The sequence below is a fragment of the Nocardioides oceani genome (assembly GCF_030412965.1).
GTDB lineage: Bacteria > Actinomycetota > Actinomycetes > Propionibacteriales > Nocardioidaceae > Nocardioides > Nocardioides oceani.
On record NZ_JAUHJQ010000020.1, the window covers coordinates 1 to 23676 of the forward strand.

Sequence of the window (23676 nt, forward strand, 5' to 3'; positions counted from 1 at the left end):
AACCACGAACGCCGGCACAGCTCGGCGGGCATGATGAGCCCGGTCAACTACGAGGACACAGCGGCCCCCGACCGGGAAGCCGCATAGAGAAGCCCTCCACGATTCGGGGGGAACCACAAAAGGCCTGCAACGCACCGGTGGACTGATCACCGCCGCCGCCGCGATCCTCGTCACCGTCTTCGTGGCCCTGGCCACCTCGAACCTGACCGCTCTCAAAGTCATCGGGGTCGGTCTGACCTTGGCGGTCGTCCTCGACGCCACCATCATCCGCGGGCTACTCGTTCCCGCGATCATGCGGCTCGCCGGCGAGGCGAACTGGTGGGCCCCCGCACCGCTGCGTCGCCTGCACAACCAGCTCGGCCTCACCGACTGATCCACCGGAGGGCCCTGAAGGGAGGAGTCATCGCGACCACCGACTACCACTACCCGCGGAGATGGTGGGCGCTCGCGGCCTTGGGCTTGGCTGTCCTGACGCTCGGCTTCGACATCACGATCATGAACGTCGCGCTCCCGACAATCGCGACCGAACTGGAGGTCGGCACCGACGGCTTGCAGTGGATGGTCAATGCCTATGTCCTGGTGATCGCCGGACTCATGCTCACCTGCGGGGCCCTCGGAGACCGATATGGCCGCAGGCGCCTGCTTCTGATCGGGCTGGGGCTCTTCGGGACCTCATCCGCCGTCGCCGCGTGGACAGATTCAGCCGCCCTGGTGATCGCCGCGCGCGGAGTGATGGGCGCCGGCGCTGCCATCCTGATGCCGGTCGCCTTCGCTGTCCTCGCCGCCCTCTTCGCACCCGCCGAGCGTGGCAAGGCCGTCTCAGTCCTGGTGATGGGTCTCGGCGTCGGCATCCCCCTCGGACCGATCATCGGCGGCTACCTGCTCGAGCACCTCTGGTGGGGCTCGATCTTCCTGATCAACGTCCCCATCGCGATCATCGCCGCGATCGCCATCGCCGTCCTGCTCCCAGAGTCACGCGACCCATCACCACGCCGCCCCGACATCGGCGGCGCCGTGCTGTCCATTGTCGGACTGACATCGCTCGTCTACGGGGTCATCGAAGCCCCCACGCGCGGCTGGTCCGCCCCAGTGACGATGGGCGCCATCGCCGCCGGAGTGGTCGTACTGACTGGCTTCGCGGCCTGGGAGTTGCGCGTCCGCGACCCGATGATCGATCTGCACCTGTTCGCCCGACCTCAGTTCCTGTGGGCCAGCATCGCGGGCGTCCTCGTGACGTTCGGCATGCTCGGCCTGCTGTTCGTCGTACCGCAGTACCTGCAGTTCGTCGCCGGTCACGACCCCCTCGCTACGGGAATCCGATTGCTCCCGCTGATCGGCGGACTCGTTGTCGGTGCGCCGGCCGGGGAGCGGCTCGCGGCGCGTGTCGGCTACCGGGTGCCGGTCTCGGCCGGCCCGGCAGTGCTCGCAGCGGGTGCCGCAGCAGGGGCAGCCACTGACGTCGCCTCCAGGTACGGGTTTATCGCAGCCTGGCTCGCCACGGCCGGACTCGGCATCGGGATGGCGCTCGCCCCCGCCATGGATGCCGTGCTCGATGCACTGCCGACCGAGCACGCCGGGTCCGGTACCGCGATCACCATGACTCTGCGCCAGACCGGCGGCGCCCTCGGCGTCGCACTGCTCGGCAGTCTGCTGGCCGACGGCTACGCCGGACGGGTGAACACGTCCGGACTGCCGGCCGAGGCGGCAGCCGCTGCCCGTGAGTCCATCGCCGGCGCACTCGCCGCAGCCGCACGAATTGGGGAGCCAACACTCGCCTCCAGCGCGAACGCTGCCTATCTGCACGGCATGTCCCTGGTCCTGATCGCCACCGCGATCACCGCCGGGTTTAGCGCCCTCCTCACCGGCCTGCTCCTACCTGGCATACCCACACCTGACAGCGATGACGACCGTCTCTCGCCAGCTGCGACCCCCGTCCCCGACGACAGCGAGGGCTGACCGATGCTGATGAACAAGGTGGAGACCCATCTGGTCACCAACCCGGCCAACCGCGTCTTCCAACGCTGCGTCGAAGCGCCCATCCTGCGCCGTCTCGGCGGCCGCACCCCAGGAGCCCGCGCACTGGAGATCGGCTGCGGGTCCGGCTACGGCACCAAGCTCATCATCGACCAGTTCGGCGCCGCCACCGTCGACGCCATCGACCTCGACCCCGCCATGGTGACACGAGCCCGCCGCCGGCTTCGCCGCTACCGAGACCAGGTCCACGTCATGCAGGGGAGCGCCGACGACCTGCGGGCAGCGCTGGGCGCATGTGACGCCACCTACGACGCCGCATTCGACCTCGGGGTCATCCACCACGTCACCAACTGGCGCGACGCCGTGGCCGAGGTCGCCCGCGTCCTGCGCCCCGGCGGCCGGTTCTACTATCTCGAGGTCACCGCCGCGGCGCTCGCGCGACCCAGCTACCGGCGACTTCTGGACCACCCGGCCGAGGACCGGTTCACCGCCGGCCAGTTCCTCGCCGCCCTCAGGTGCCAGGGACTCGAGCCTGCCGAGAGTTGGCGCACCTACGTCGGCAGTGACTATCGCGTCGGCGTCGCGCTGCGGTTATGACCAACGGAAAACCGTGTCCGGGCGGGGCCTCGGGAGCGGTGAGTACCGTCGAGCGACGCCCCAGGAAGGGATCACCCCGTGACACTCTCCGAGCTCAAGTCCGCCGATAGCACGCTCGCGCTGCTGCGAGACCCCTACCGCTTCGTGTCCCGTCGAGCCGCCGAACTCGGCGCCCACGTCTTCGAGACCCGGTTACTGCTGCGCCGGACCACCTGCATGACCGGCGCCGAAGCCGCCAGGGTCTTCTACGACCCGACACGGTTCCAGCGGGACGGAGCCGCGCCACCACCGCTGCAGAAGACTCTCTTCGGCCAGGGCGGAGTACAGGGCCTCGATGGGGAGCACCATCGACAGCGCAAGGCGCTGTTCCTCCAGATCAACCATCCCAACCGGGTCGAGGCCCTGGCAGAGGCCGTGACCCAGGAGTGGGAAAGGGCGGTCGCGGACTGGATGGCGGCCGGTCAGATCGACCTGTACCCGCAGGTTCAACTGCTCCTGACCCGAGCGGTCTGTGCGTGGGCCGGGGTCCCACTTCCGCAGGCGGCGGTCGAGACACGCACTCGGCAACTGACCGCGCTGTTCGACGACGCTGGCGACATCGGACTCGGCCATCTGCGATCACGGGCAGCCCGAAAGGCCGCCGAACGGTGGGCCGCGGACGTCATCGAGCAGATCCGCTCGGGTCAACTGTCAGTCCCTGACTTGTCCGCTGCTTCGGTGATCGCGAACTACCAGGAGCCCGATGGTCAGCCGATGTCGCCCCGGATCGCTGCCGTTGAGCTCCTCAACGTGCTCCGGCCCACTGTCGCCACGGCCGTGTACATCACGTTCGTCGGGCACGCGCTGGACGCCAACCCCGATTGGCGGGAGCGGCTCGCCTCCGGAGATCAAGGCGAGGACCGCGCATTCATCGAAGAGGTCCGACGGCACTACCCCTTCTTCCCGGCAGTCACCGCCATCGTCCGCCACGACTTCGAGTGGCAAGGGCACCGGTTCCCAAAGGGGCGACGCGCGCTCCTCGATCTCTACGGCACCAACCACGACCCGCGCGTCTGGGAGGAGCCGTCACGCTTCAACCCAGAGCGGTTCCTCGACGAGGAACCCGATGCCTTCGCCTTCGTACCTCAAGGCGGCGGCGACCCCGCCGTGCACCACCGGTGCCCGGGTGAGCCGATCTCCACCCGGCTCATGGACGTGGCACTCGACCAACTGGCCCGACGGATGAGCTACTCTCCGCTTGAGCCTGGCCGCAGCGTCGACTTCGGACGGCTTCCGGCGCTGCCGGGTGGCGGCTACCCGGTCCGGCTGCTCGGCGCGGGAGACCGCTGATGCCCGCTGCCCTGCCGGGCTGCTAGATCGGTGTCTGCCAGTTCGCGACCACGCCCTGCAGTCGCGTCATGAGGTCGAGCCACAGGCCACTGACCTGGAGCACGCCCAGGGCGATCATCATCAGCCCTCCGATGAGCATGACGGTGGATGCGTGGCGACGAGCCCACTGGAGGCGGTCCATGGCCCGCGAGACGGAAAACGCAGCCACGATAAACGGGATACCCAGCCCGAAGCTGTACGCAAAGGAGAGGAACGCCCCCCGGCCCGCCCCCGCGCTACTGGTGGCTAGCGTGAGGACAGCGGCCAGGGTCGGTCCGATGCAGGGCGTCCAACCGAGCCCGAACATCACCCCGAGAAGCGGCGCGCCGACGAGGCCCGCACGCGGGCGGTAACGGATCCGCAGGCTTCGGCTCGCGATCGGGATCCGCCAGAACAGGCCGGTGAACATCAGGCCGAAGACAATCGTGAGGACCCCTAGACCGCGGACCAAGGTCTCCTGATGCGCGATCAGCAGCGCCCCGAACGTGCCGAAGAGCACGCCATAGCTGGTGAACACCGCGGCGAACCCCCCGACGAACAGGATCGCGCCCAGCACAACCCGCCGGGTATGAGGCGCCTGCGCCGGAGCCGGTGCGGTCCGGGTCGCAATCGCTCCCTCGCCTGCCGTCCCTGGTCCACACGCCTCGACGGCGCGACTGCTCTCGGCCCCGGACATTCCGGCGACGTAGGAGAGGTATCCGGGCACGAGTGGCAGGCAGCACGGCGACAGGAAGGACACCAGGCCCGCGGCGACCGCGAGCAATGCCGCGACGATGAGGGGGCCAGACATCACCAGGTCAGTGGCGTTCATGAGTGCTCCTCAGACCCCGGCGTACGAGTGGAGCCCGGTGATCCACAGGTTCACGCCGAAGAAGTTGAACAGGAAGGCGGCGTACCCGGCGAGTGCGAACCACGACGCGCGTACGCCACGCCAGCCCGCGGTCGATTGGGCGTGCAGGTAGGCGGCGTAGAAGACCCAGGTGATGAACGCCCACGTCTCCTTCGGATCCCAACCCCAGTAGCGGCCCCAGGAGTTCTCGGCCCAGATCGCCCCCGCGATCACGGCAAAGGTCCAGATCGGGAACGCGAAGATGTGGGCGGTGTGGGCGACCTGCTCCAGCGTCTGCGCAGCGGGAAGACTGGCGGCGTACCGGTCCCTCGCGACGCCCGCGCTCATGCGCCGTTCCTGTCGCCGTCGCACCAGGAACAGCCCAGTCGCGACGGCGCCGACCGTGAACACACCGCCGCCCACGATGGCCGCCGCCACGTGGATCACCAGCCAGTAGGAGTTCAAGACGGGAACGAGCTCGCCGGCGGGCGCGTACAGGACAGTCACGGCCAGCCCGAGGGCGAGCAGGACGATCGCCACGATCCAGACGCCGAACGCGCGAATGGGTCGCTTGGACAGGAAGGCGAGGTAGGCGCCGCCGGCGGCGAGGGCGCAGACCAGGACGAACTCGTACATGTTCCCCCACGGCACGCGGCTTGCCGCGAGACCGCGGGCCACTACACCGCCGAGGTTGAGCAGGAAGGCCAGCACAGTGAGCGAGGTTCCGAAGGCGCCCAGCAGCGCGCTGCGCGCGTGGGGGCGCGCAGCCACAGTGTCCGCCCCAGCTACCCGGCCCGCAGTCTCGGCAGCGTACATGAGCATGGCGAGCGCGTAGACGGCGATGGCGGAGTACACGAAGCCGTTGGAGAGCTCGGCCCAGGTCTGCTCGTTGAAGATCATGCGGGGGAGTCCTTGCTGGTGGAGGCATCGATGACGGGACCGCGTATCGCGGTGACGAGATCGGCGATCTCTGCGGGCGGGGGTTCGCGACGGGTCAGGGAGTATCCGGCGACCTCGATCCTCGATCCACCACCGTCTGCGGGTGTCACCCGGACCCAGATGCGTCGTCGCCGGATGCCCAGCGACGCAGTGAGGCCCATGAGCATCACGATCGCGGCTACGAGCGTGATTTCCTTGCCTGGGTCGTAGGCGACCTGGAAGTTGGCGAACCTGGAGACCCCGTCAAAGGTGAGGGTGCCTTGCCCGCCGGGCAGGCGCATGGTTTCACCGACGGACAGGGCCTGGCTGAACGGCTGCCCGTCGACCTTCACCTGGGTGAGCTGATCTTTGTCGAGCGTGAACACCGACTGTGGTACCCCGTCGCCCAGACCGAGGTCGCCGGTGTAGGCGGTGAGGAACAGCTGCGGGTCCAGCGCGTCGGGGAACCTCGAGTACGGGCCCTGGGGCCCGACGTCAGCGGTGGGGAGAAATAGGCCCTCGAAGGCCAGCTGAGTGGGCTGGGCATCCGGTGCCTTGATCACGCCGTCGGAGGCGTAGTTGCCGTCCAGCGGCAAGAAGAGGACCGGCCCGGTGAACACCACCTCGCCGCGGCCGTCGCGCACGGTGACCAGGGGTGCGTAACCGTTTCCGGTCAGGAAGAACTTGGTCTCGTTGACGTTCAGCGGGTGGTTGGGCTTGACCGTGGTTGAGCGCTCCTCACCGCTCCCGCTGCGGTAGGCGACCCGGGCGGCGAACTCCGATGGCTGGCCCAGATTGGGTCCGCTCGTCTGGTAGGAGACGTCGAACTCCTCCAGGCGGAAGGACAGCGGCTCCAGGTCGTCGATGTCGGTCCACGCCGACGGGGTGAAGGCGTCGTACTGGGACCGGTCATTCGCGAACGTGCCACCTTCGGCGATCGCCACGCGGCCCTCGAAGCCGATCAGCTTGCCTGCGGCAATGCCGACGAGGAGCGCCAGCAAGGAGAGGTGGAAAGCGAGATTGCCGACCTCGCGAAGGTAGCCCCGCTCCGCGCGAACCTCGTTGCCTTCGGTCACCACGCGGAATCTCTTGCGGCGCAGATGTGCCGTCGCGGTGGCGAGGACCTGCGCTGGTTCGTCCGCGGTCTCCCAACTCTGGTGATCCTCCATGCGGGCCAGGTTGCGTGGCGCTGCCGGGGGAGCGCTGCGCACGGACTGCCAGAGCCGGCGGGAGCGGGGGAGCACGCAGCCGGTCATGGAAACCAGGAGCAACACGTAGACGGCCGCGAACCACGGGGAGGCGTAGACGTCGAACATCCCGAGTCGGTCCAGCCAGGGCGCCAGCCGGGGATGGTCCTGGGTGTACTGCATCACCGCAGCCGGGTCGCTAGCCACGTTGCGCTGTGGGAAGAGTGACCCGGGGATCGCGGCGAGGGCGAGTAGAGCGAGCAGGATCACTGCTGTGCGCATCGAGGTGAGGTTGCGCCACACCCAGCGCAACCACCCCCACGACGGCGGGGTGGAGGTGCGGCCGGCCGAGGTTTCCTCGGGCTTCGCGATCTCTGTCTCAGTCATCAGAGGGCTCTTGCTCCTCGACCACGTCGGAGACCAGCGTCGAAAGCGTGGTGTAGTCCGCGGGTCCGATGATCCTGGCCGCCAGTCGCCCCTGAGTGTCGACCACCATCGTGCTCGGCACCGCGCTGGGCGGCAGCGCCGCACCAAACGCGAGCAACGCCTGGCCGGACGTGCCGGTCGTGATGCTCGGATACTCGATCCCGTAGCTGTCCTCGAAGGCGCGGGCTGCGGCGTCGTTGTCGCGCACGTTGATTCCCACGAACCGGACGCCGAGGCTCTCGCTTTCCTCCGACACCTGTTTGAGCGTCGGTGCCTCGGTCCGGCAGGGTGCGCACCAGGAGCCCCAGACGTTGTAGACAACCACCTGGCCGGCCAGGGCACTGCTGTCGAACCTCTTGCCGTCCAGTAGTTCGCCCTTGATCGGCTTGACGGGTGCGCGGTCCTCGTCGGCGATGACCTCGACCACCCCGTCGGTCGCCGTCGGACCACCCCGATCGGCCGTGCACGCGGTGAGCGCAACAACGAGGACCGCGAGGCCCGCCGTGCGGCGAGCCCAAGCGCCGGTCCGGCTGCTCATGGCAGTGCTCCTCCAGGCAAGTCGAGAGTGGGGCACGGCCATCGCGCCGACGACCGGGTACTACTCTACGTAGTACTTTCACGCACGCTGCACCGGGCATCGGCGACTGAGAATGCAGATAGGCCATGGGACGACGGAGCGCGCGAAGGCAGGGCCGCTTCCGGCTGACCACAGCCGTAGCGGCGGCCCTGATGTTGCTGTCCGCATGCGGCGCACCCACTGACCCGGAGACGGGACCGGATCTTGAACTGCCACCCTTCGAGCCGATCGAAGTGACAGGCATGGAGGGCTGTGCTGGATTGGAACGGCCCGCTGACGCTGACGGTGGTGATCGTCTGCCCGAACTTGAGCTCCCCTGCTTCAACGAGCCTCGTCGGGTCGATGTGTCGCAACTCAGCGGCCCGGTCGTGGTCAACCTGTGGGCCTCCTGGTGCGGACCTTGCCGCAAGGAGATGCCGATGCTCGCCGACGCTGCCCAAAGCAACCCAGAGGTCGGGTTCCTAGGAATCAACACCCAGGACAACCCGGAGGCTGCGGCGGACTTCCTGACGCGCACAGGTGTCGCCTATCCCCAGCTCGTCGACGCCGAGGCGCTCGTACTGGCCGACACGCGAGTTCCCGGCCTGCCGGTGACGCTGGCCGTCGATGCGCAGGGCCGCATCGTCGACCGAGTGATCGGCGAAGTCTCTGAGGAGGAACTGTCCGGACTCCTAAGCTCCCTCGCCGAGCAGGAGTGAGGCGTTGCTGACCGGGCCGCGCACGAGCTCCCCTCCCCACGCCGCGGAGCCTGCCGTTACTTCTTCATCACCGCGCCGAACGCGGCCCCACCGAAGGCTCGTCCGGGCCCTGGTCGCCTCACTGGCGGGTGTCGCTGCCGCTACCGCCAGTGCGCCCTGGGAGTATCGCTGGATCCTGCCGCTCGCGATCGCTGCCTTCGTGTTCCAGCTCCACCGAGCGGCCCTGCGCCCCGCTCTGCTCCTGGGCTTCCTGTTCGGCCTCGGCTACGCGATCCCGCTGACGGCGTGGATGCGCGCAGTCGGCGTCGACGCATGGCTGCTGCTCACTCCGGCCGTGGCCGCCTACTACGGGTTGGCCGCCGGCGGCATCGCGATCGTGAGCAGGCTGCGCTGGTGGCCATTGTGGACCGCGTGCCTGTGGGTGATCGTCGAGACAGCGATGGCCGAGTGGCCACTCGGAGGTTTCCCATGGACGCGCCTGGCCTGGGCGACAGTCGATACTCCGTTCGCGCTCTGGCTGCCCTGGATCGGAGCCAGCGGCGTCAGTTTCCTGGTGGCTCTCGTGGGCTCGACGCTCGCCTGGATGGCTCACGCGGGCAGCGTGCGGCGCAGGGCAGCCCTCGTCCCGGCCGCCGCCCTCCTGCTGATGGGGGCCTTCCCCTATCTGATCCGACCGGAGTCGTTGACCCCTTCCTGGGAAGCCGGACTCCCGACGGCGACGATCGCTGCCGTGCAAGGTGACGTGCCTGGTGCAGGCAATGACGTGGTCGCGGTACACCGGCAGGTGACCGAGAACCACGTCCGTGCCACCGAAGAGCTCGCTGCCCGGATCGAGTCGGGCAGGATGGCCCGCCCTGACTTCGTGCTGTGGCCTGAGAACTCCACGGCCGTCGACCCCTTTCGGGACGAGAGCATCCGCGAATCCATCTCCCGCGCTGTGACGGCGATCGGTGTGCCGGTGCTCGTCGGCGCGATCGTCGATGGACCGCGTCCCGATGCGGTGCTCAACCAAGGCATTGCATGGCTGCCGGACGGCTCGACCGAGGAGCGCTACACCAAGCGCCACCCCGTGCCTTTCGGCGAGTACGTGCCCTTCCGCACTCAACTTGCCGGTCTCAAGATCGGACGCCTCGACATGATCCCTCGCGACATGATCGCCGGGACGCGCACCGAACCCCTCAACGTCGCTGGCACGCGCGTGGCCAACCTGATCTGCTTTGACGTGGCCTTCGACGACTCCGTGCGAGCCCAGGTCAGCAATGGTGCCCAACTCGTGACCGTGCAGACCAGCAACGCCACCTTCACCGGAACCTCGCAACTCCAGCAGCAGTTCGCGATTAGCCAGATTCGGGCCATCGAGACTGGTCGCACGGTTGTGATCGCCTCGACCAACGGCATCAGCGGGGTTATCGCCCCCGACGGAGCGATCCGCAGCCAGCTGGAACCCCGGACGACAGATATTGCAGTCGCTGAGGTGCCCTTGGTGGCACGACACACATTCGCCGTTCGCTACGGCCCCTGGATCCAGCTGGCCCTATGCATCGTCGGCGTCGCCGCCCTCATGAAAGCAAGTACCGCCACGCTGCTGCGGCGACGCGAGGAAGGCCACGGCGACGAGGGTTCTGGCCCACTCAGCACTGTGCCGAGAGCGTGAGCGGCGTACGGGCGCAGGGCCGCCATGCTAGCCAGCGGTCATGACTCGAGGCCTCTCGCGCCGGGCTTTGCGCCAGCCGTACCGCGTCAGTCCGCGGGGCTTGTAGATGTTGAGGACCAGCGGCACGGTCAGAGTCACCAGACCTCCGAGGGAATGGAACAGGTCCCCGCCGAGGGCACCCATGTCGGTCGAGGGATCGGCGGCCGCGGCCGCGAGGTCGTGGACCGTCGGCAGGTGCAGCACCAGGATCACGAAGGCGAACGCCGTCACGGCGAGACTCATCGTGACCCAGTAGTGCCTGAACAGGCCCCATGGGCTGCCGACGGCCTGAACGATCCCGGTTACCAGCGAGGCACCCCCGAGTGGGACCAATGCGTAGAGCGCGACCGGCTCCATCATCAGGTAGGCCGCACGGATCGTCTGTTCGTCGCGTCCGCCGAGTGCCGCGACGTTGAGGGCCAGGTAAGCCACGATCTCGCCGAGCCAGCCGACTGAGGTCGCCACGTGCACGGTCAGCATGAGCTTCCGGAGCACGGGCGGCATCATCCGTGGTGCATCCCCGGTCCGTGCTCGCCGCCGAGCAGCAGCATCGCCAATACCAGCGCGACGAGGATCGTGAGCGCCCCGATCATCAACAGGCCGACCCAACGCGGCGGCGCCGGTGGTCGCTCAGGGCCTTATTCATCGTGGGAGAGCGGGGCTTCGCTCATCTCGTCTCCTCTCGCAGGGCGGCTGTGCTCGAGTCTACGGCGGTGTCTACGATCCATCTTCGTAGATAGGTGAAGGGCAGCGGTCGTGAGGGTGTCGTGCGCGCACGTGTGGTGGCCCATGGGAGCCGTATGGCTCCGCAGGCTGGCTCTCGCGCTGGTCCTGGCTGTTGCCACGGCCGCCTTGCTGCCCTGGTCCCCGGCCTCAGCGCATGCGACCTTGCTCTTCACGAGCCCGGCCGTCGATGGCGCTGTCCCGGATTCGCCGCCGCTCGTGCAGTTGGTCTTCGACCAGCCGGTTGTCGCCGGCCAGACCTCGCTGTCGGTGCGGTCCGCCGGCGGCGAGAGCACGCGGCTCGGGCCGGTGGAGACCGGTGCGGATGCGAGCGTTGTCCGCGCTCGGGTCCTGGAGGAGTTGCCCGCGGGGGAGTACCGGGTCGAGTGGCAGGTGGTCGCTCGCGATGGTGACTCGATGGTGGGCGACTTCCGCTTCGTGATCGGTTCCGGGTCCGTCCTGAGCCCCGGTGGGGGTGGGACCGTAACGCAGGGCGCGTTGTCGATGGGCGTACTGAGGTGGACGCTCTTCGCCGGGTTTGCATTGGCACTGGGCGGGCTTGTGGGTGATTGGCTGACGCGGCGAACCGCTCCGCGATCAGCGGCGCCCGAACCGTGGCTGAAGCTCGGTGCGGGCGTGGCTTTGGCTTCGGCTGTCGGTCTGGCCGTGCTGGTGGCGGGTGCCGGGTCGTTCGTGACCGGACTCGATCCGGACCGGATAGGCGGCCTCGCCGACTCGACTCCGGGGCTCGTGGCGATCGTCGAGGTCGCCGCCTTGGCCATCGGGCTGGGTGCGCTTGCGGCGGGTCGTCGCCGGCTTGCTGCCAGTGTGCTGCTGGCGTTGCCGGTCGCGGAGGGGTTTCGGGCTCACCCGGGGATTGAGTCCGGCGTCTGGGGGGTCCTCCTCATCGCGGTGCACCTGACAGTCGTGGCGGTCTGGGTTGGGGCGCTGGTCCACGTGGTCCGTGCCGGCATCGCGTTGCGACGTGGGGGAGAGACAGTCACGCCTGTCGTCCGGGCCTACGCCCGCATGGCACTCGCGTTGTTCCTGCTGGTGTTCCTGACCGGGACCCTGGCTGCCCTGACGATCATTCCGCTCGACGATGTCTCCGGCGCCCTGTTTGGCACTTCCTACGGTCGCTGGCTGCTGGTCAAGCTGGGCTTCGTCGTACTCGTCGTCGCGCTAGCGGCGTGGGCTCGGCGTCACCTGCGGCGCCGGCCAGGGGCGCCCCAGCCCGGGGTCTCCGCCCGGGTGGAGCTGGGTGTCGTCGCTGGTGTCCTGGCGGTCTCCAGTGCGCTGACTGTGCTGGCGCCGCCAGTTTCGTCGAACATTCCGCTGGCGTTTCCTCCGCCGGACGTCGGGCCCGTGGTCGGGCTGGGGACCCGGGCCGGCTACATCGGGGTGGCGGTGTCGGCTAGTCAGGGTCAGGTGGTCGCGAAGCTCACGGCGCCGAACATCCCTGAGACTCGCAACCGCGACCAGGAGGCGATCGATCTCACCGGCAATCTCAGGTCGCCCGGCTCCAGCACGCACGAACTGGAGTTCCGGCGGTGCGGACTCGGTTGCTTCGTCGCGCCGGTGTCCTGGGTCAGCGGTGAGAATGTCGTCACTCTCCGCGTCGATGACGAGACGTTCGGAGGCGGTCGTGCCGCGGTCAACGCGACCTGGCCCCCGCGTCCCGACGAACGGCGGCTCCGGGCGGCCGTGGACCAGATGCGCGACGTCGAGCACTTCACCCTCCATGAGCAGGTCACCAGCGACACCGCCACCGGTCTGGGGGCGCACACCCGGTTCCGGATCAGCGGCGAGGATTACCTCGCGGCCGGGCCGTTCAGCACCGGTCGCGCCGTGTCCGTCACCCGCTACGAGGTGCACCGAAACGGCGAGGTGACGCTCGCGCTGGCCTACCCGGCCGAGAAGGTGTTCGTCCTCCTGACGATCGACCGACGGAACCGAATCGTGCGCGAGGTGCTTACCAGCGGGGAGCACCTGGTCACCAGGACGCTGGTGTACGACGAGCCCGGGTCGCATGCGGGCCACGAGCATGGTGAGTGACCTGCGCGAGGTTCGCCGTTGACGAGCAGCGCCCCAGTTCCTTGTGGGCGAGCTGGCCGCAGTGCACCATCTCGCGGCCTTCCGGCGTCGCGCAGGAGAACTCGGCCCGGACCAGGGCAACAGTGAGGGTGGCTGCCGACGCAGCGAAGCGACCCCGTCGGGGAGGGTTTACTGCGCGATCGTCGGCCTGAACGTCGTGCCGCCGTCGGTCGAGACCAGGACCGTGCCGTCGGTCGCGGCGTAGATCTCATCGGCCGAGTGAACGGTGAGAGCCTCGGGCTGCCCGCCGACGTTCCCGCGCTCTGTCCACTCCCCGTCAGGTGCGTCCGCGGTGTAGAGGGCACCTTCCGGCGTCACGCCCGCAAGTGTGCCGTCCTCGGCCCATCCAACGAAGATCATCAGTGGAGCGTCGGAGACGGCCTCGAAGGTGCGCCCGCCATCAGCCGACTGCACCAATCCCTGTTCGGTGGTGGCGATGAGAGCATCCGGGTGCTCGGGGCTGACTGCGAAGTCGGCGAGCGGTTCGCGGCTGAGCTCCTGCCACGACTCCTTGTCTTCGCTGACCAGCAGCTGCCCCGTCATTGCGTTCAACCCGTAGACACGTCCGTGGCGGTACTTCAGCGCATGGAAGTCGGCCTCGCCGGCCAGAGAGAGCTCCTGCCAGGTCTGGCCGCCGTCGGTGCTTTCGATCAGCCCGACCGAACTGTGGCCACCCTGTCCCTCGCCTGGATGCCCGCTGGCCAGGAAGTGATCAGGACCGGCCACGGTGAAGCCCATGAAGTCTTGTACCTCGGAGACCCGGGTTGCGGTGTCGTCTTTGATGCGGAACAGCCCGTAGTGCGTCCCGGCGTAGACCGCCCCATTCTCGGGGTCGACGCCGATCCCGTGGATGTGCTCCATCTGCGGTGCCTGCGCGGAGTCGCTCCCGTCGCTCTGGCTGCCCCCACCGGATGAGCATGCGCTCGCCGCGAGCAGGACCAGCGCAGCAATCCCCAGCGTGCGAACGGACTTCTTGATGGCCACAGCCGGACCTCTCGGGAGAGCGACACGAACGCCGCCTACTATAGCGAGTAGTAGATATGGGGAGTCGGACCTCGAGTAGTGGGCGGATGACCCGTACGCCAAGCGGGTCGTCATCGTCGTGATCGACTGCCCGCACTCGCTGATGCCGGCCCGTAGGGCGCCCTTCTCGACCGCGTTTCGTACGTCCTCACCGGGCTGGACCCAGGCGCCGACCCAGAAGCGGTCACGGACCGGATCGAGGCCGAAGTCGGTGGCGTCACGGCCCAGACCCGCGAGCAGTTCGCCGACTCCGAAGCCCGCACCGGCAGAGCGCCGGGGTCGGCGAAGAGGTTGCGCGTTCCGGCCGGGACGACGACCAGGTCGGCACCGAGGTGGTCGTCGTAGGTGGTGACGCGGTCCTGGACGCCGACCCAGAGTCCGGCCAGCAGCAGCATGAGCATCAGGGCGAGCCCGATCCCGGCGGCTCCGGCGGCGGTGCGGACCGGACGCGTCGTGAGAAACCGGCGGGTGACCGGGACCGAGGCTTCAACCCCGGCCTTCATGTCGGCTCACTTCCGTTTGCCGAGCGTGGCTCGACGTTCGTGCTACTTGTGGCCGTGACCGCCGTGCCCGCCGGGCATGGCGAACATCATGGCCGCCATCATCGCGGTGCACAGCAGGGCGGTGACGATGATGCCGGAACCTGCTACGCCGGTGAGGAAGAGCAGGCCGGCGATGGCGAGCATGGGGATGCAGCAGACGATCATCATCAGCCCGTGACCACCGTGCGCTCCGTGGGCGCCGCCGTCGGGCTCCTGTCCGGCGTGGTGGGTCTCGGTCGGTGTCGAGGACTCTGGCTGGTATGGCAATTGCCGAGAGTTCCTGAGGGATTCGCGGTCCATGCCGTTCGGCGTGCTCATGACGTCCTACCCTTCAGGGATGCGGGCACGTGGCCGAGCTTGGCGTAGAGCGGGCAGTGTCCGAGCGCTCCGGTGACGACCAAGTCGAGGCCTGCCAGTACGAGTAGCAGCTCGAGGACGACCGCCAAGGTGGAGGCGGCGCCGCCCAGCAGGAACGCGCCGGCGATCGCGGCGAGGCCGCCGATGGCGACGCGAGCGACGCGTTCGGCGGGGGTGATGTTGATGCTCCAACGGTTACTCATGACTTCCTCCAACCTCGGTGGACCGCTGGTCTCCTCGGTCCACTTCGAGGGTCTCGCCGCGAGGTGAAGGTGACCGGCGCCGCCTTGTGAAGGTTCGGTGAAGAACCACGTGGCACCGAAGTGCTCGGAGGCTGAAGGGCGGCGAGACACCGCGGCGGGTACAGGTCAGGTGGGAGGGAGGGTGGGCTCGTTGAGGTCCAGGTGGCTGGCGCAGCAGTCAGGCAGCTCTTCTCGCAGCAGGTCCAGGGCTCGGGTCGCCTTCTCGAGGAAGTCGCCGGTGGATTCGATGACGTGGCGATGGGGGTGCCGCTGCCAGGCCTCAAGGATGCGGGCGTCGACATCGGCCGCACGGAGCGCCGTCTCGATCCGCAGCGGGTTCTGGTGGTTGTAGCCCTGGTCGGCGGTGGGCGTGCGCAGATGCAGCACGGCGTCGTACCGATGCAGCTCGGTGTCCATTGTGGTGGCCGTCGAGGTCCAGAAGTCATCCGGTGGCCCGGGCCAGTACGCGATCCCGTCGACCGTGCCGCGGTCGCACAGCACGATTGCCGGATTGTGGGCGTCCCCGGTCGCCTCGAGTTCCTTCTGAACGTGGAAGATCGCCCGTTGCGCCGCGCGGCGACATTCCGCGTCGTCGTCGCGCGGGAACCCGCCACCGAAAACGATCCCTGCCGACTCTGGCAGGATCCTGACGTGTCGGCACAGGGAACGGCGTACCGGTTCCAAGACGGCCGTCTTGCCCGCACCCGGCCCGCCGGTGAGCACAACCCGGCGGGGTACATGTGGCTGGTCGCACTCGCACTCGGCCATGACGCGCCTCCTTACGGGACGGGGAGGCGGCCAGCGGCGGGGTGGCTGAGCCCCCACTTCTCCATCAGCGCGAGGACAGCGAGTCCCTCGTCGTGGATCTGCGCGTGGCGCAGCACCTGCCAGTGTGCGTGGAGATAGGCCTGGAGGTACTCCACGACGTGGTTCATGGGCACGGTTGTCCACGGATTGTGAGGTTCTACCTGGCCCGGTGTGCCGCCGAAGGCCACCACTCGGATCGCATGGCCGGCCCTGGTGGCTGCGCGGCCATGGTCGAGCAACCGACGCGAGACGTCTCGGGCCTCCTCGGCGGGGCAGCACCCGAACCGCGCGAGCGCGACCTCTAGTGTCGCCGGGTCGCGCAGAGCCGGGTTCAGTCGCGCACGACCTTCTTTGACCTCGCCGACGATCATGTCGGCTCGGCCAGTCGGCGCGCCGAGGGCCGGGTCGACCTCGGAGCTCAGGCGCTGGATCACGGTTCCTGAGCGCCGGTGGATCAGGTCGTGGCCGACACCGGGAAGGCGATAGGCCAGGACGTCGAGATCGGTGACGGTGCGCACCTGGCCGGCACGCAGACTCTCCAGGACCGGGTGCTCGACGACGGTGAAGTAGCCATTGACGTGCAGGTAGGCCTGCACCAGGGCCACTGCGGTGTCCATGGGGACCTCCTCGGTGACTCGTGCCGTTGTCGTGAGGGCTCGTCAGTCGTGGTGGCTCTCGTGCTCGTCAGGGTCTGGGGTCTGCACGGGGGTGCGGTCCCGGTCCTGACTCGGATCGTCGTTGCTGATGGCCGGGCCGATGACGAACGCCGAGAGCGAGAACATCAGCGCGAACACGCCCAGAGCGAGGGCGGGGGCCTTCCAGGAGCCGAAGCGCCGGTAGAGGCGCCGAAGCAGGGGCAGGGAGAACACCAATCCCAGTACGGCGAACAGGACGTTGCCGGTGGCGCCGGTCACCAGTACCGCTCCTCCGAGGAGCCCGACGTGGTGCAGCAGGTGGGGAAGCAGGCCCATGATGCCGCCCACCACAGCGGTCACCGCACTCCAAGCGGTGGCCAGGACGCCCCGCCTCTGCGAAGTCTGGTTGGGGGTGCTTTCGGCGCGGGACTCGTCGAGGCGGTCGTCCGCTACCTCCCCGGCGGCAGCGTGGTGGTCGAACATCGTCACTCCTGTGCCTGGTAGGAAAGCGTGGTCATCATGCCGGTCTCGGCGTGGTAGATGTTGTGGCAGTGGGTCGCCCACTGTCCTGGGTTGTCGGCTTCGAGGTCGACGTCGAGGGTCGCCATGGGGCGCACGATGACCGTGTCCTTGCGGGCGCCGCCGCTCCTCAGCGCGAAGGTGTGGCCGTGCACGTGCATGGGGTGGAACATCATCGACTGGTTGACGAAGCGCAGCCGGACCCGCTCGCCCTGTATCAACCGCAACGGGTCGATGTCGGGGAAGGTCTTGCCGTTGATGGTCCAGCGGTAGGGCGCCATGGTGCCGCCCAGGACCAGGTCGTGGGTTCGGTCGGCCGACCGTCGGTCCAGGCGGGCCGACTCGACCGCCGACAGCGCCGTGCCGAGCAGTACCTTGCCCGACAGCTCGCGGACCTTGACGTCAGCCGTGGGTGTGCGACCGGCGCCGGTGCGGATCACGGCCAGCGCCTGGCCTTGTTTGCCCTCGGCCGAGGCAACCAGCGCGAACACGCCGTCGCCGATGTTGACGGTGGCGTCGAAGCGCTCGCCCATCCCGATCAGGAGCGCGTCGGTGGGCACCGGCACGACGGGGAAGCCGTCGCTGTGCGTGACGGTCATGCGGTGCCCACCGACGGCGACCCGGAACGCCGTGTCCGAGCCGGCGTTGACAAAGCGGATCCGAACGCGTTGACCCGGCTTCGCCGACAGCGTGGCCGGATCGGCGGCAGTCCGGCCGTTGAGCAGGTAGTGCGGGTAGGTGATGTCGCCGGCACCACCGAGCAGGGGCGACTGCATGGCCTCCATCCCACCCATAGAGCCCATCGAGCCGTGGTCCATCCCCTCCATGCCCGTGCCGCCCATGTCATGCATGCCGCCCATGGAATCGTCGCCGCCGGCTTGCTGCAGATCGGAAAGGACCTGGTCCGGGGTGCGACCCGTTCCGTCGACCCAGTCGTCCAGGACGACGATCCACTCGGCGTCGTACTCACCGGGCTCCTGCGGGTCGTCGACGACCAGGACGCCGTACAGGCCGCGGTCCAGCTGAACTCCGGAGTGCGGGTGGTAGAAGTACGTGCCCGGGTGAGGTACGGTGAACTCGTATCGGAACGTCTCTCCCGCGGCGATCGGATCTTGGGTGAGTCCGGGCACGCCGTCCATGTCGTTGCGCAGTGCGAGGCCGTGCCAGTGCACGCTCGTGGCGTCCGGGAGCTGGTTGGCGACGTCGACGCGCAGCACGTCTCCGGCGTCGACGCGCAGCAGCGGTCCCGGCGCGGTGTCGCCGTAGGCCCACGTGTTCACGGTCTGGCCACCCAGGTCGAGGGTCACCGGCTGGGCCGTGAGGCGCGCGGTGACCACCCGAGCTCCGGGCTTCCGGCGCGCCGCCTCAGCCGTAGCGACCGCGTCGGCGGCGGGCCCGACTGCTGTGCCAGTGGACCGACTGCAAGCGGCAAGGCCGCCGAGGGCGGCCACGCCTGCGAGCCCGGCGGCCCCGCGAAGGACGGCGCGACGAGTGATCTCGGACAAGTGGGGCTCCTGACTCAGGTTCGGCGAGGGGCGAGATGGGCGAGGAGGGAAGGGGCGAGCGGCTAGTGCACCGAGGCACGCAGCACACTGCTGCGGGCGTGGTACTCGTCTTCGTCGATCTCGCCTCGGGCGAACCGCTCGTCGAGGATCTGCATCGGGTCGCGGCGGTCCGGGGTGGACCCGCCGGGGCGCTGCGTGCGGAACAGGGCGAGAACGGCAAAGACCACCAGCGCCCAGAACGCGACCATGGCCAGGGTCATGACGATCCAACCGCCCCAACCCATGCCGTCGTGGTACCAGCCCATCATCGTCCTCAGCTCCTTCGCTTGGCTTGGTGACTCCCACGATTGCCCGGGCACCACTGTCTCCCGGTCGCGTTCATGTGAAGGTTCGCTGAAGAACCTGCCCTCACCGCGGCTGACCTACGGCTGGGCCGTGCAGCGGACTGAGACCATGGCGGGTATGGGCGAGGACGTCATGGACGAGAAGGCCGGCTCACCGGCAGGGGGTGCCGCGGGTGGCCGCCCCCGAACCGGTCTCCGGGCGATGGTGGTCGAAGACGAGACGCAGCTGGCCGGACTTATCGGCAGCTACCTCGAGCGCGACGGCTTCGAGGTGGCGGTGGTTCATGACGGGCTCGAGGCGGTGGAGGCCGCCCGCGCCGTCGACCCGGACGTCGTGGTGCTGGACCTGGGTCTGCCCAGCCTGGACGGGGTGGAGGTCTGTCGGCGGCTGCGCACCTTCTCCGATGCCTACGTGGTGATGCTGACCGCACGCAGCGAGGAGGTCGACACGCTCATCGGGCTCTCGGTGGGGGCTGATGACTACCTGACCAAACCGTTCAGCCCCCGGATCCTGATGGCCCGGATCCAGGCCATGCTTCGCAGGCCCCGTCCAATGGGGGCCTCGTCCGATGCCTTGAAAGGTGCTCGCACCTTCGGTGCCCTGGTCATCGATCCGTTGGGACGCGACGTATGGCTCGAGGAGGAACCAGTGGCGCTGACGCGCACCGAGTTCGACCTCCTCGCCGCCCTGTCCGAGCGGCCCAGGATGGCGTTCAGTCGGCGCCAGCTCATCGACGCCGTCTGGGGGCCCTCGTGGGTCGGTGACGAGCACCTGGTCGACGTGCACGTCGGCCACCTGCGCCGCAAGCTGGACGACGACGCCACTCAGGCGCGGTTCATCCGGACCGTCCGTGGCGTCGGCTACCGGATGGGCACCGGGCAGTGACCAGCACCCGTACTCCAGTGGACACGGTCCGGGCCCGGCCACGGTTCGCCGCTCGGCTCCTGGTCGCCCAAGCCCTGGTGCTGGTGGCCGGCGCTCTGACCACCTGGCTGGTCGCCTCCGTCGTCGGGCCCAGCATCTTCAGTGACCACCTCCAGCAGGCCGGCGACACCCACACCGCCGAGGAGACTCGTCACGTGGAGGAGGCCTTCGCCTCGGCGCTGGTCCTGTCGGTCTCCCTCGCGCTGCTTGCCTCGGTCATCGCGGCGCTGGCGGTCTCGTGGTACTTCAGCCGCCGGGTGCAGCGCTCGATCGGCGACGTGGCTGCCGCCGCGGCGGACATCGCCGCCGGACGGTACGACGCCCGGGTGCCCGACCCGGGTCTGGGCGGCGAGTTCGCCTTCCTCGCACTGACCTACAACCGCCTCGCGGAGAGGCTCGAAGCGACCGAGTCGACTCGACGCAGCATGCTGGCCGACCTGGCCCACGAGATGCGCACGCCCCTCGCCACGATCGACGCGCACCTCGAGGCCGTCGAGGACGGCGTCCGAGCCCTGGACGACGACACGCTCTGGGTGATCCGCGGCTCGACGGGCCGCCTGCGGCGCCTCGCCGAGGACATGTCCGCCGTCTCCCAGGCAGAGGAGGGGATCGACGTGACGCTGCGACCGGTGGCCGCCGCTGACGTGGCTACTGCGGCCGCCGACGTCGCCCGCGACCGGTACGCCGCCAAGGGGGTAGACCTGCGCACCGAGCTCGCCGATGCCGGCCAGGTCCGCGTCGACGCCGACCGGTTCGGACAGGTGCTCGGCAACCTGCTCGACAACGCCCTGCGCCACACTCCGGCGGGCGGGACCGTGACCCTGGGTTGCCGCCGGATCGACCAGTGGGTGGAGTACCGCGTCGCCGACACCGGCCAGGGGGTGGCGCCCGAGCACCTGCCGCACCTGTTCGACCGGTTCTACCGTGCCGACTCCGCCCGCGACCGTGGCCATGGCGGCTCGGGCATCGGGCTGGCCATCGCCCGCGCCCTCGTCGAGGCACATGGCGGCGGCATCTCGGTGACCAGCGCCGGACCCGGACTCGGGGCCACGTTCACGGTACGGCTACCCGGCCTCCGGTAGGGCCTTCGGGCCCGGACGTCCGGGACCAACCGCCGGGCATCTTCAGCGAGCCTTCACACAACCTCGCCACTTTTCCCCGAGCACCCCGTCGACGCTGGACCGTGTCGAACCAGCGCGCATGAGGGGAAGCCATGTCATCATCCACGCCGGCATTCGAGCCGCTCCGGATCACCGTCGTGGACAGCGAGGCCTGCCACTTCTGCGAGGACGCGCACCGGGCGCTTGCGACGCTGGCAGCCAGCTACCCGCTCGCGGTCGACACCCTGGCTGTGCGCAGCGAGGCCGGGCAGGGGCTGATGGCACGCCACCGCGCGCCGATGAGCCCCCTGGTCCTCCTCGACGGCACCTTCTTCAGCAGCGGACGCCTGCCACGACGCAAGCTGGAGAAGCTCCTCAAGAGCAGGTACGGCGACGCACCGAGCACCGCCTCCGCGGCGAGGGCGGCCAACCATGGGTGACCTGCTGACAACCGGCTCGGTCCTCGCCGCGTTCTTCGCCGGAGGCGTCGCCCTGTTCGCACCGTGTTGCATCGTCTTCCTCGCCCCGTCCTATCTGGCGGTGGCGGTGAAGAATCGGCGGTGGCGACTGCTGCCGCTGACCTTCGTGTTCGCCGCCGGCCTCGCGCTCGTGCTCGTGCCGATCACGCTGGGCATGAGCCTGGTGGCCTCGACCATCGCGAACTACCACGCACCGCTGTACTACGCCGGCGGAGCATTGATGCTCGCGTTGGCAGCGCTGAGCCTGTCCGGCCGGATGGTCAGCTTGCCGTCCTTCCTGCGAGCCCCCGACACCACTCGCGGGGACTCGGCCAGCTTCTTCGCCCTCGGCGTCTTCTCCGGAATCGCCAGCTCCTGCTGCGCCCCGGTGCTCGCCGGGGTGATGACCCTGTCCGCCCTGTCCGGTTCCGCTGTCGGCGGAGTGACGCTGGGACTGGCCTACACCTTCGGCATGGTGTTCCCGCTGTTCGTGATGGCCCTGTTCTGGGACCGCTTCCGGCTCGGCGAGCGGCGCTTCCTGCGGGCCAGGCCGGTCCGGCTTCGGCTGGCCGGCAAGGTGCTGGCCACCAACACCATCAACATCGCGGTCGCCGTCGCGTTCACGGTCATGGGTGGCTTCGTCATCTACCTGGCCAACACCGGCCAGATGACCGGTGGCCCCGGATTCCAGGTCTCCATCGGCAAGGGGCTGTCCGAGTTCTTCGCCCGCATCGAGACCTGGACCGACCCGGTACCCGAGCCGGTGCTCGGACTCGCCGTGCTGGCCCTCGCCGCAGTCTTCGTCATCGCCACCCTGCGTGACCGGCACCGGCCGGACGCATCGACCGACGCGGACCCCGACGAGCATCCCGCCTGCCACGGCCCGGGCGTCGGCGCCCACCCCGACAACCACAGCTGACCCAGACCCTGGAGGAACCATCATGTCGCACAAGGCCGCCGAGCAATCCCGTAACGAACGCCGTCAGCGCGCGGAACAGGCCGCGCGGGCATCCGGTCGTCGCCGCCGCCTGCGCATGATGATCGGCACGGCCAGTGCATTGGCTCTGGTCGCCGCGGTGACAGCCATGATGCTCACCTCGCGCCCCGAGTCCTCCGACGCGATCCGCACCGCCCCCGAATTCACCCTCACCGACACCGGCGGCTCCGAACACACCCTGGCTCAACACCGCGGCGAGAACGTGCTCCTGTACTTCTCCGAGGGCGCCGGGTGCCAGTCCTGCATCGTCCAGATGGGCGAGATCGAGAAGCAAGCGGCAGCCTTCGAGAAGCTCGACGTCACCGTGCTGCCGATCGTGATGAACACCCGCGAGCAGATCACCGCCGACGTGACCGCCAACGGAGTCACCACACCGTTCCTGCTCGACGACGGCACGGTCTCCGAGGCCTACGGAACCCTCGGCAAAGGCATGCATGCCGAACTGCCCGGGCACAGCTTCGTGCTCATCGACAGGCAGGGCCGACAGCGCTGGTACGGCGAATACCCCTCCATGTGGCTGGCACCCCAGGACCTGCTCGACGAGATCCGCAGCAACCTCAGCGCCTGACCACCGAGGCAGAGTACCGACCTCGATGAAGGTTCGATGAAGGTCTCTCCGGCCACCTTGCGGGAGTACCCCATGGGGGTATAGTCAAGTGCGAAGGCAGACACCCCGTCCGGGTACAGGCAGAGGAGGGTCGCGATGGCAGCCGAACCGGGATACCTCACCGAGAAGCAGGCAGTGCTGACCCGGCTGCGCCGCATCGAGGGCCAGATTCGCGGCCTGCAGCGCCTGGTGGACGAGGAGCAGTGCTGCATCGACATCCTCACCCAGGTCTCGGCGGCGACGAAGGCCCTCGAAGGCGTGGCGCTCGTTCTCCTCGACCAGCACCTCGAGCACTGCCTGACCCACGCCACCGACCCCGCCGAGGCCCAACAGAAGCTCAACGAGGCCTCCGCAGCGATCCGACGACTCGTCCGCTCATGACCGACCCGACCAACGAAGGAGCACCCATGCCCGCCCCACACACCAGCCACGAACTCCAGTTGGCCGACAGCCCCCCGAACGGCGGTGGCTGCGGCTGCGGAGGATGCGGCTGCGGCGCCAACACCGAGACCGGTAGTTCCACCGGCACCA

25 protein-coding genes and 1 pseudogene are annotated in these 23676 nt (G+C 68.8%); 13 read left to right on the forward strand and 13 right to left on the reverse strand.

The annotated features are described in order from the left end of the window. Positions 1 to 106: 106 nt before the first annotated feature. The 4 genes and pseudogenes from QWY28_RS22200 to QWY28_RS22215 all read left to right on the forward strand — a co-directional run. Positions 107 to 373: pseudogene (locus QWY28_RS22200) on the forward strand (MMPL family transporter); the annotation flags it as partial. 86 nt (positions 374 to 459) lie between these two features. Continuing rightward, the gene (locus QWY28_RS22205; protein ID WP_300955109.1) at positions 460 to 1956 is read left to right on the forward strand and encodes an MFS transporter; all 1497 of its coding nucleotides are present in this window, start codon (positions 460 to 462) and stop codon (positions 1954 to 1956) included. Between the two features lie 3 nt (positions 1957 to 1959). Next, the gene (locus QWY28_RS22210; RefSeq protein WP_300955110.1) at positions 1960 to 2571 is read left to right on the forward strand and encodes a class I SAM-dependent methyltransferase; all 612 of its coding nucleotides are present in this window, start codon (positions 1960 to 1962) and stop codon (positions 2569 to 2571) included. Positions 2572 to 2649: 78 nt separating this feature from the next. Then, positions 2650 to 3900 (forward strand): cytochrome P450, encoded by a 1251-nt coding sequence (locus QWY28_RS22215; RefSeq protein ID WP_300955111.1) that lies wholly within the window; start codon positions 2650 to 2652, stop codon positions 3898 to 3900. Between the two features lie 22 nt (positions 3901 to 3922). On the opposite strand, the gene QWY28_RS22220 is transcribed toward QWY28_RS22215, so the two are convergent. From QWY28_RS22220 to QWY28_RS22235, 4 genes are read right to left on the reverse strand one after another with little or no spacing between them, the layout of a single operon-like run. After that, positions 3923 to 4750, reverse strand: coding sequence for a cytochrome c biogenesis CcdA family protein (locus QWY28_RS22220; protein WP_300955112.1), 828 nt, complete (start codon positions 4748 to 4750; stop codon positions 3923 to 3925). Between the two features lie 9 nt (positions 4751 to 4759). Further along, positions 4760 to 5668 carry a c-type cytochrome biogenesis protein CcsB gene (ccsB, locus tag QWY28_RS22225; RefSeq protein ID WP_300955113.1) on the reverse strand — a complete coding sequence of 303 codons (909 nt, stop codon included), beginning with the start codon at positions 5666 to 5668 and terminating at the stop codon, positions 4760 to 4762. After that, a complete protein-coding gene (resB, locus tag QWY28_RS22230) occupies positions 5665 to 7260 on the reverse strand; it encodes a cytochrome c biogenesis protein ResB (RefSeq protein WP_300955114.1) in 1596 nt (531 codons plus the stop codon). Before resB ends, ccsB begins: the two co-directional genes overlap by 4 nt. After that, the gene (locus tag QWY28_RS22235) at positions 7253 to 7837 is read right to left on the reverse strand and encodes a TlpA family protein disulfide reductase (protein WP_300955115.1); all 585 of its coding nucleotides are present in this window, start codon (positions 7835 to 7837) and stop codon (positions 7253 to 7255) included. Before QWY28_RS22235 ends, resB begins: the two co-directional genes overlap by 8 nt. A 125-nt stretch (positions 7838 to 7962) precedes the next feature. On the opposite strand from QWY28_RS22235, the gene QWY28_RS22240 reads away from it, so the two are divergent. Together QWY28_RS22240 and lnt are read left to right on the forward strand one after the other, a co-directional pair. Continuing rightward, positions 7963 to 8574 (forward strand): TlpA family protein disulfide reductase, encoded by a 612-nt coding sequence (locus tag QWY28_RS22240; RefSeq protein WP_300955116.1) that lies wholly within the window; start codon positions 7963 to 7965, stop codon positions 8572 to 8574. A 4-nt stretch (positions 8575 to 8578) separates the two neighbouring features. Further along, positions 8579 to 10228 (forward strand): apolipoprotein N-acyltransferase, encoded by a 1650-nt coding sequence (lnt, locus tag QWY28_RS22245; protein ID WP_300955117.1) that lies wholly within the window; start codon positions 8579 to 8581, stop codon positions 10226 to 10228. Between the two features lie 27 nt (positions 10229 to 10255). Here the strand turns inward: lnt and QWY28_RS22250 are convergent, their stop codons facing one another. Continuing rightward, the gene (locus QWY28_RS22250) at positions 10256 to 10762 is read right to left on the reverse strand and encodes a DUF2269 domain-containing protein (RefSeq protein ID WP_300955118.1); all 507 of its coding nucleotides are present in this window, start codon (positions 10760 to 10762) and stop codon (positions 10256 to 10258) included. Positions 10763 to 11155: 393 nt separating this feature from the next. Here QWY28_RS22250 and QWY28_RS22255 point away from each other — a divergent pair, with 393 nt between their 5' ends. After that, on the forward strand, positions 11156 to 13045 hold the full coding sequence (locus QWY28_RS22255; RefSeq protein WP_300955119.1) for a copper resistance CopC/CopD family protein: 1890 nt from the start codon (positions 11156 to 11158) through the stop codon (positions 13043 to 13045). A gap of 168 nt (positions 13046 to 13213) precedes the next feature. On the opposite strand, the gene QWY28_RS22260 is transcribed toward QWY28_RS22255, so the two are convergent. The 8 genes from QWY28_RS22260 to QWY28_RS22295 all read right to left on the reverse strand — a co-directional run bounded on the left by QWY28_RS22260 (position 13214) and on the right by QWY28_RS22295 (position 19022). Next, positions 13214 to 14068, reverse strand: coding sequence for a F510_1955 family glycosylhydrolase (locus tag QWY28_RS22260; RefSeq protein WP_300955120.1), 855 nt, complete (start codon positions 14066 to 14068; stop codon positions 13214 to 13216). A gap of 584 nt (positions 14069 to 14652) precedes the next feature. Further along, positions 14653 to 14967, reverse strand: a complete 315-nt coding sequence (locus QWY28_RS22265; RefSeq protein ID WP_300955121.1) for a hypothetical protein — start codon at positions 14965 to 14967, stop codon at positions 14653 to 14655. Next, positions 14964 to 15209: a YgaP-like transmembrane domain gene (locus QWY28_RS22270; protein ID WP_030485949.1), complete on the reverse strand. Its 246-nt coding sequence runs from the start codon at positions 15207 to 15209 to the stop codon at positions 14964 to 14966. Before QWY28_RS22270 ends, QWY28_RS22265 begins: the two co-directional genes overlap by 4 nt. A gap of 165 nt (positions 15210 to 15374) precedes the next feature. Next, a complete protein-coding gene (locus tag QWY28_RS22275) occupies positions 15375 to 16016 on the reverse strand; it encodes an ATP/GTP-binding protein (RefSeq protein ID WP_300955122.1) in 642 nt (213 codons plus the stop codon). A gap of 11 nt (positions 16017 to 16027) precedes the next feature. After that, positions 16028 to 16672 (reverse strand): hypothetical protein, encoded by a 645-nt coding sequence (locus tag QWY28_RS22280; protein ID WP_300955123.1) that lies wholly within the window; start codon positions 16670 to 16672, stop codon positions 16028 to 16030. 42 nt (positions 16673 to 16714) lie between these two features. Continuing rightward, positions 16715 to 17173, reverse strand: coding sequence for a hypothetical protein (locus tag QWY28_RS22285; protein WP_300955124.1), 459 nt, complete (start codon positions 17171 to 17173; stop codon positions 16715 to 16717). Between the two features lie 2 nt (positions 17174 to 17175). After that, the gene (locus QWY28_RS22290; RefSeq protein WP_300955125.1) at positions 17176 to 18714 is read right to left on the reverse strand and encodes a multicopper oxidase family protein; all 1539 of its coding nucleotides are present in this window, start codon (positions 18712 to 18714) and stop codon (positions 17176 to 17178) included. 62 nt (positions 18715 to 18776) lie between these two features. Next, positions 18777 to 19022, reverse strand: a complete 246-nt coding sequence (locus tag QWY28_RS22295; RefSeq protein ID WP_300955126.1) for an SHOCT domain-containing protein — start codon at positions 19020 to 19022, stop codon at positions 18777 to 18779. Between the two features lie 154 nt (positions 19023 to 19176). Between QWY28_RS22295 and QWY28_RS22300 the strand changes: the two genes are divergently transcribed. The 6 genes from QWY28_RS22300 (at position 19177) to QWY28_RS22325 (ending at position 23526) form a co-directional block, all read left to right on the forward strand. Further along, entirely contained in the window at positions 19177 to 19944 is a 768-nt protein-coding gene (locus QWY28_RS22300; RefSeq protein ID WP_439117275.1) for a response regulator, read from the forward strand. A 17-nt stretch (positions 19945 to 19961) separates the two neighbouring features. Next, a complete protein-coding gene (locus QWY28_RS22305; RefSeq protein WP_300955127.1) occupies positions 19962 to 21065 on the forward strand; it encodes a sensor histidine kinase in 1104 nt (367 codons plus the stop codon). Between the two features lie 131 nt (positions 21066 to 21196). Continuing rightward, positions 21197 to 21523: a glutaredoxin gene (locus QWY28_RS22310; RefSeq protein ID WP_300955128.1), complete on the forward strand. Its 327-nt coding sequence runs from the start codon at positions 21197 to 21199 to the stop codon at positions 21521 to 21523. Continuing rightward, positions 21516 to 22460 (forward strand): cytochrome c biogenesis CcdA family protein, encoded by a 945-nt coding sequence (locus tag QWY28_RS22315; protein WP_300955129.1) that lies wholly within the window; start codon positions 21516 to 21518, stop codon positions 22458 to 22460. Before QWY28_RS22310 ends, QWY28_RS22315 begins: the two co-directional genes overlap by 8 nt. Positions 22461 to 22482: 22 nt before the next feature. Next, positions 22483 to 23106 (forward strand): peroxiredoxin family protein, encoded by a 624-nt coding sequence (locus QWY28_RS22320; protein ID WP_300955130.1) that lies wholly within the window; start codon positions 22483 to 22485, stop codon positions 23104 to 23106. 135 nt (positions 23107 to 23241) lie between these two features. Then, entirely contained in the window at positions 23242 to 23526 is a 285-nt protein-coding gene (locus QWY28_RS22325) for a metal-sensitive transcriptional regulator (protein ID WP_300955131.1), read from the forward strand. Positions 23527 to 23676 lie beyond the last annotated feature (150 nt).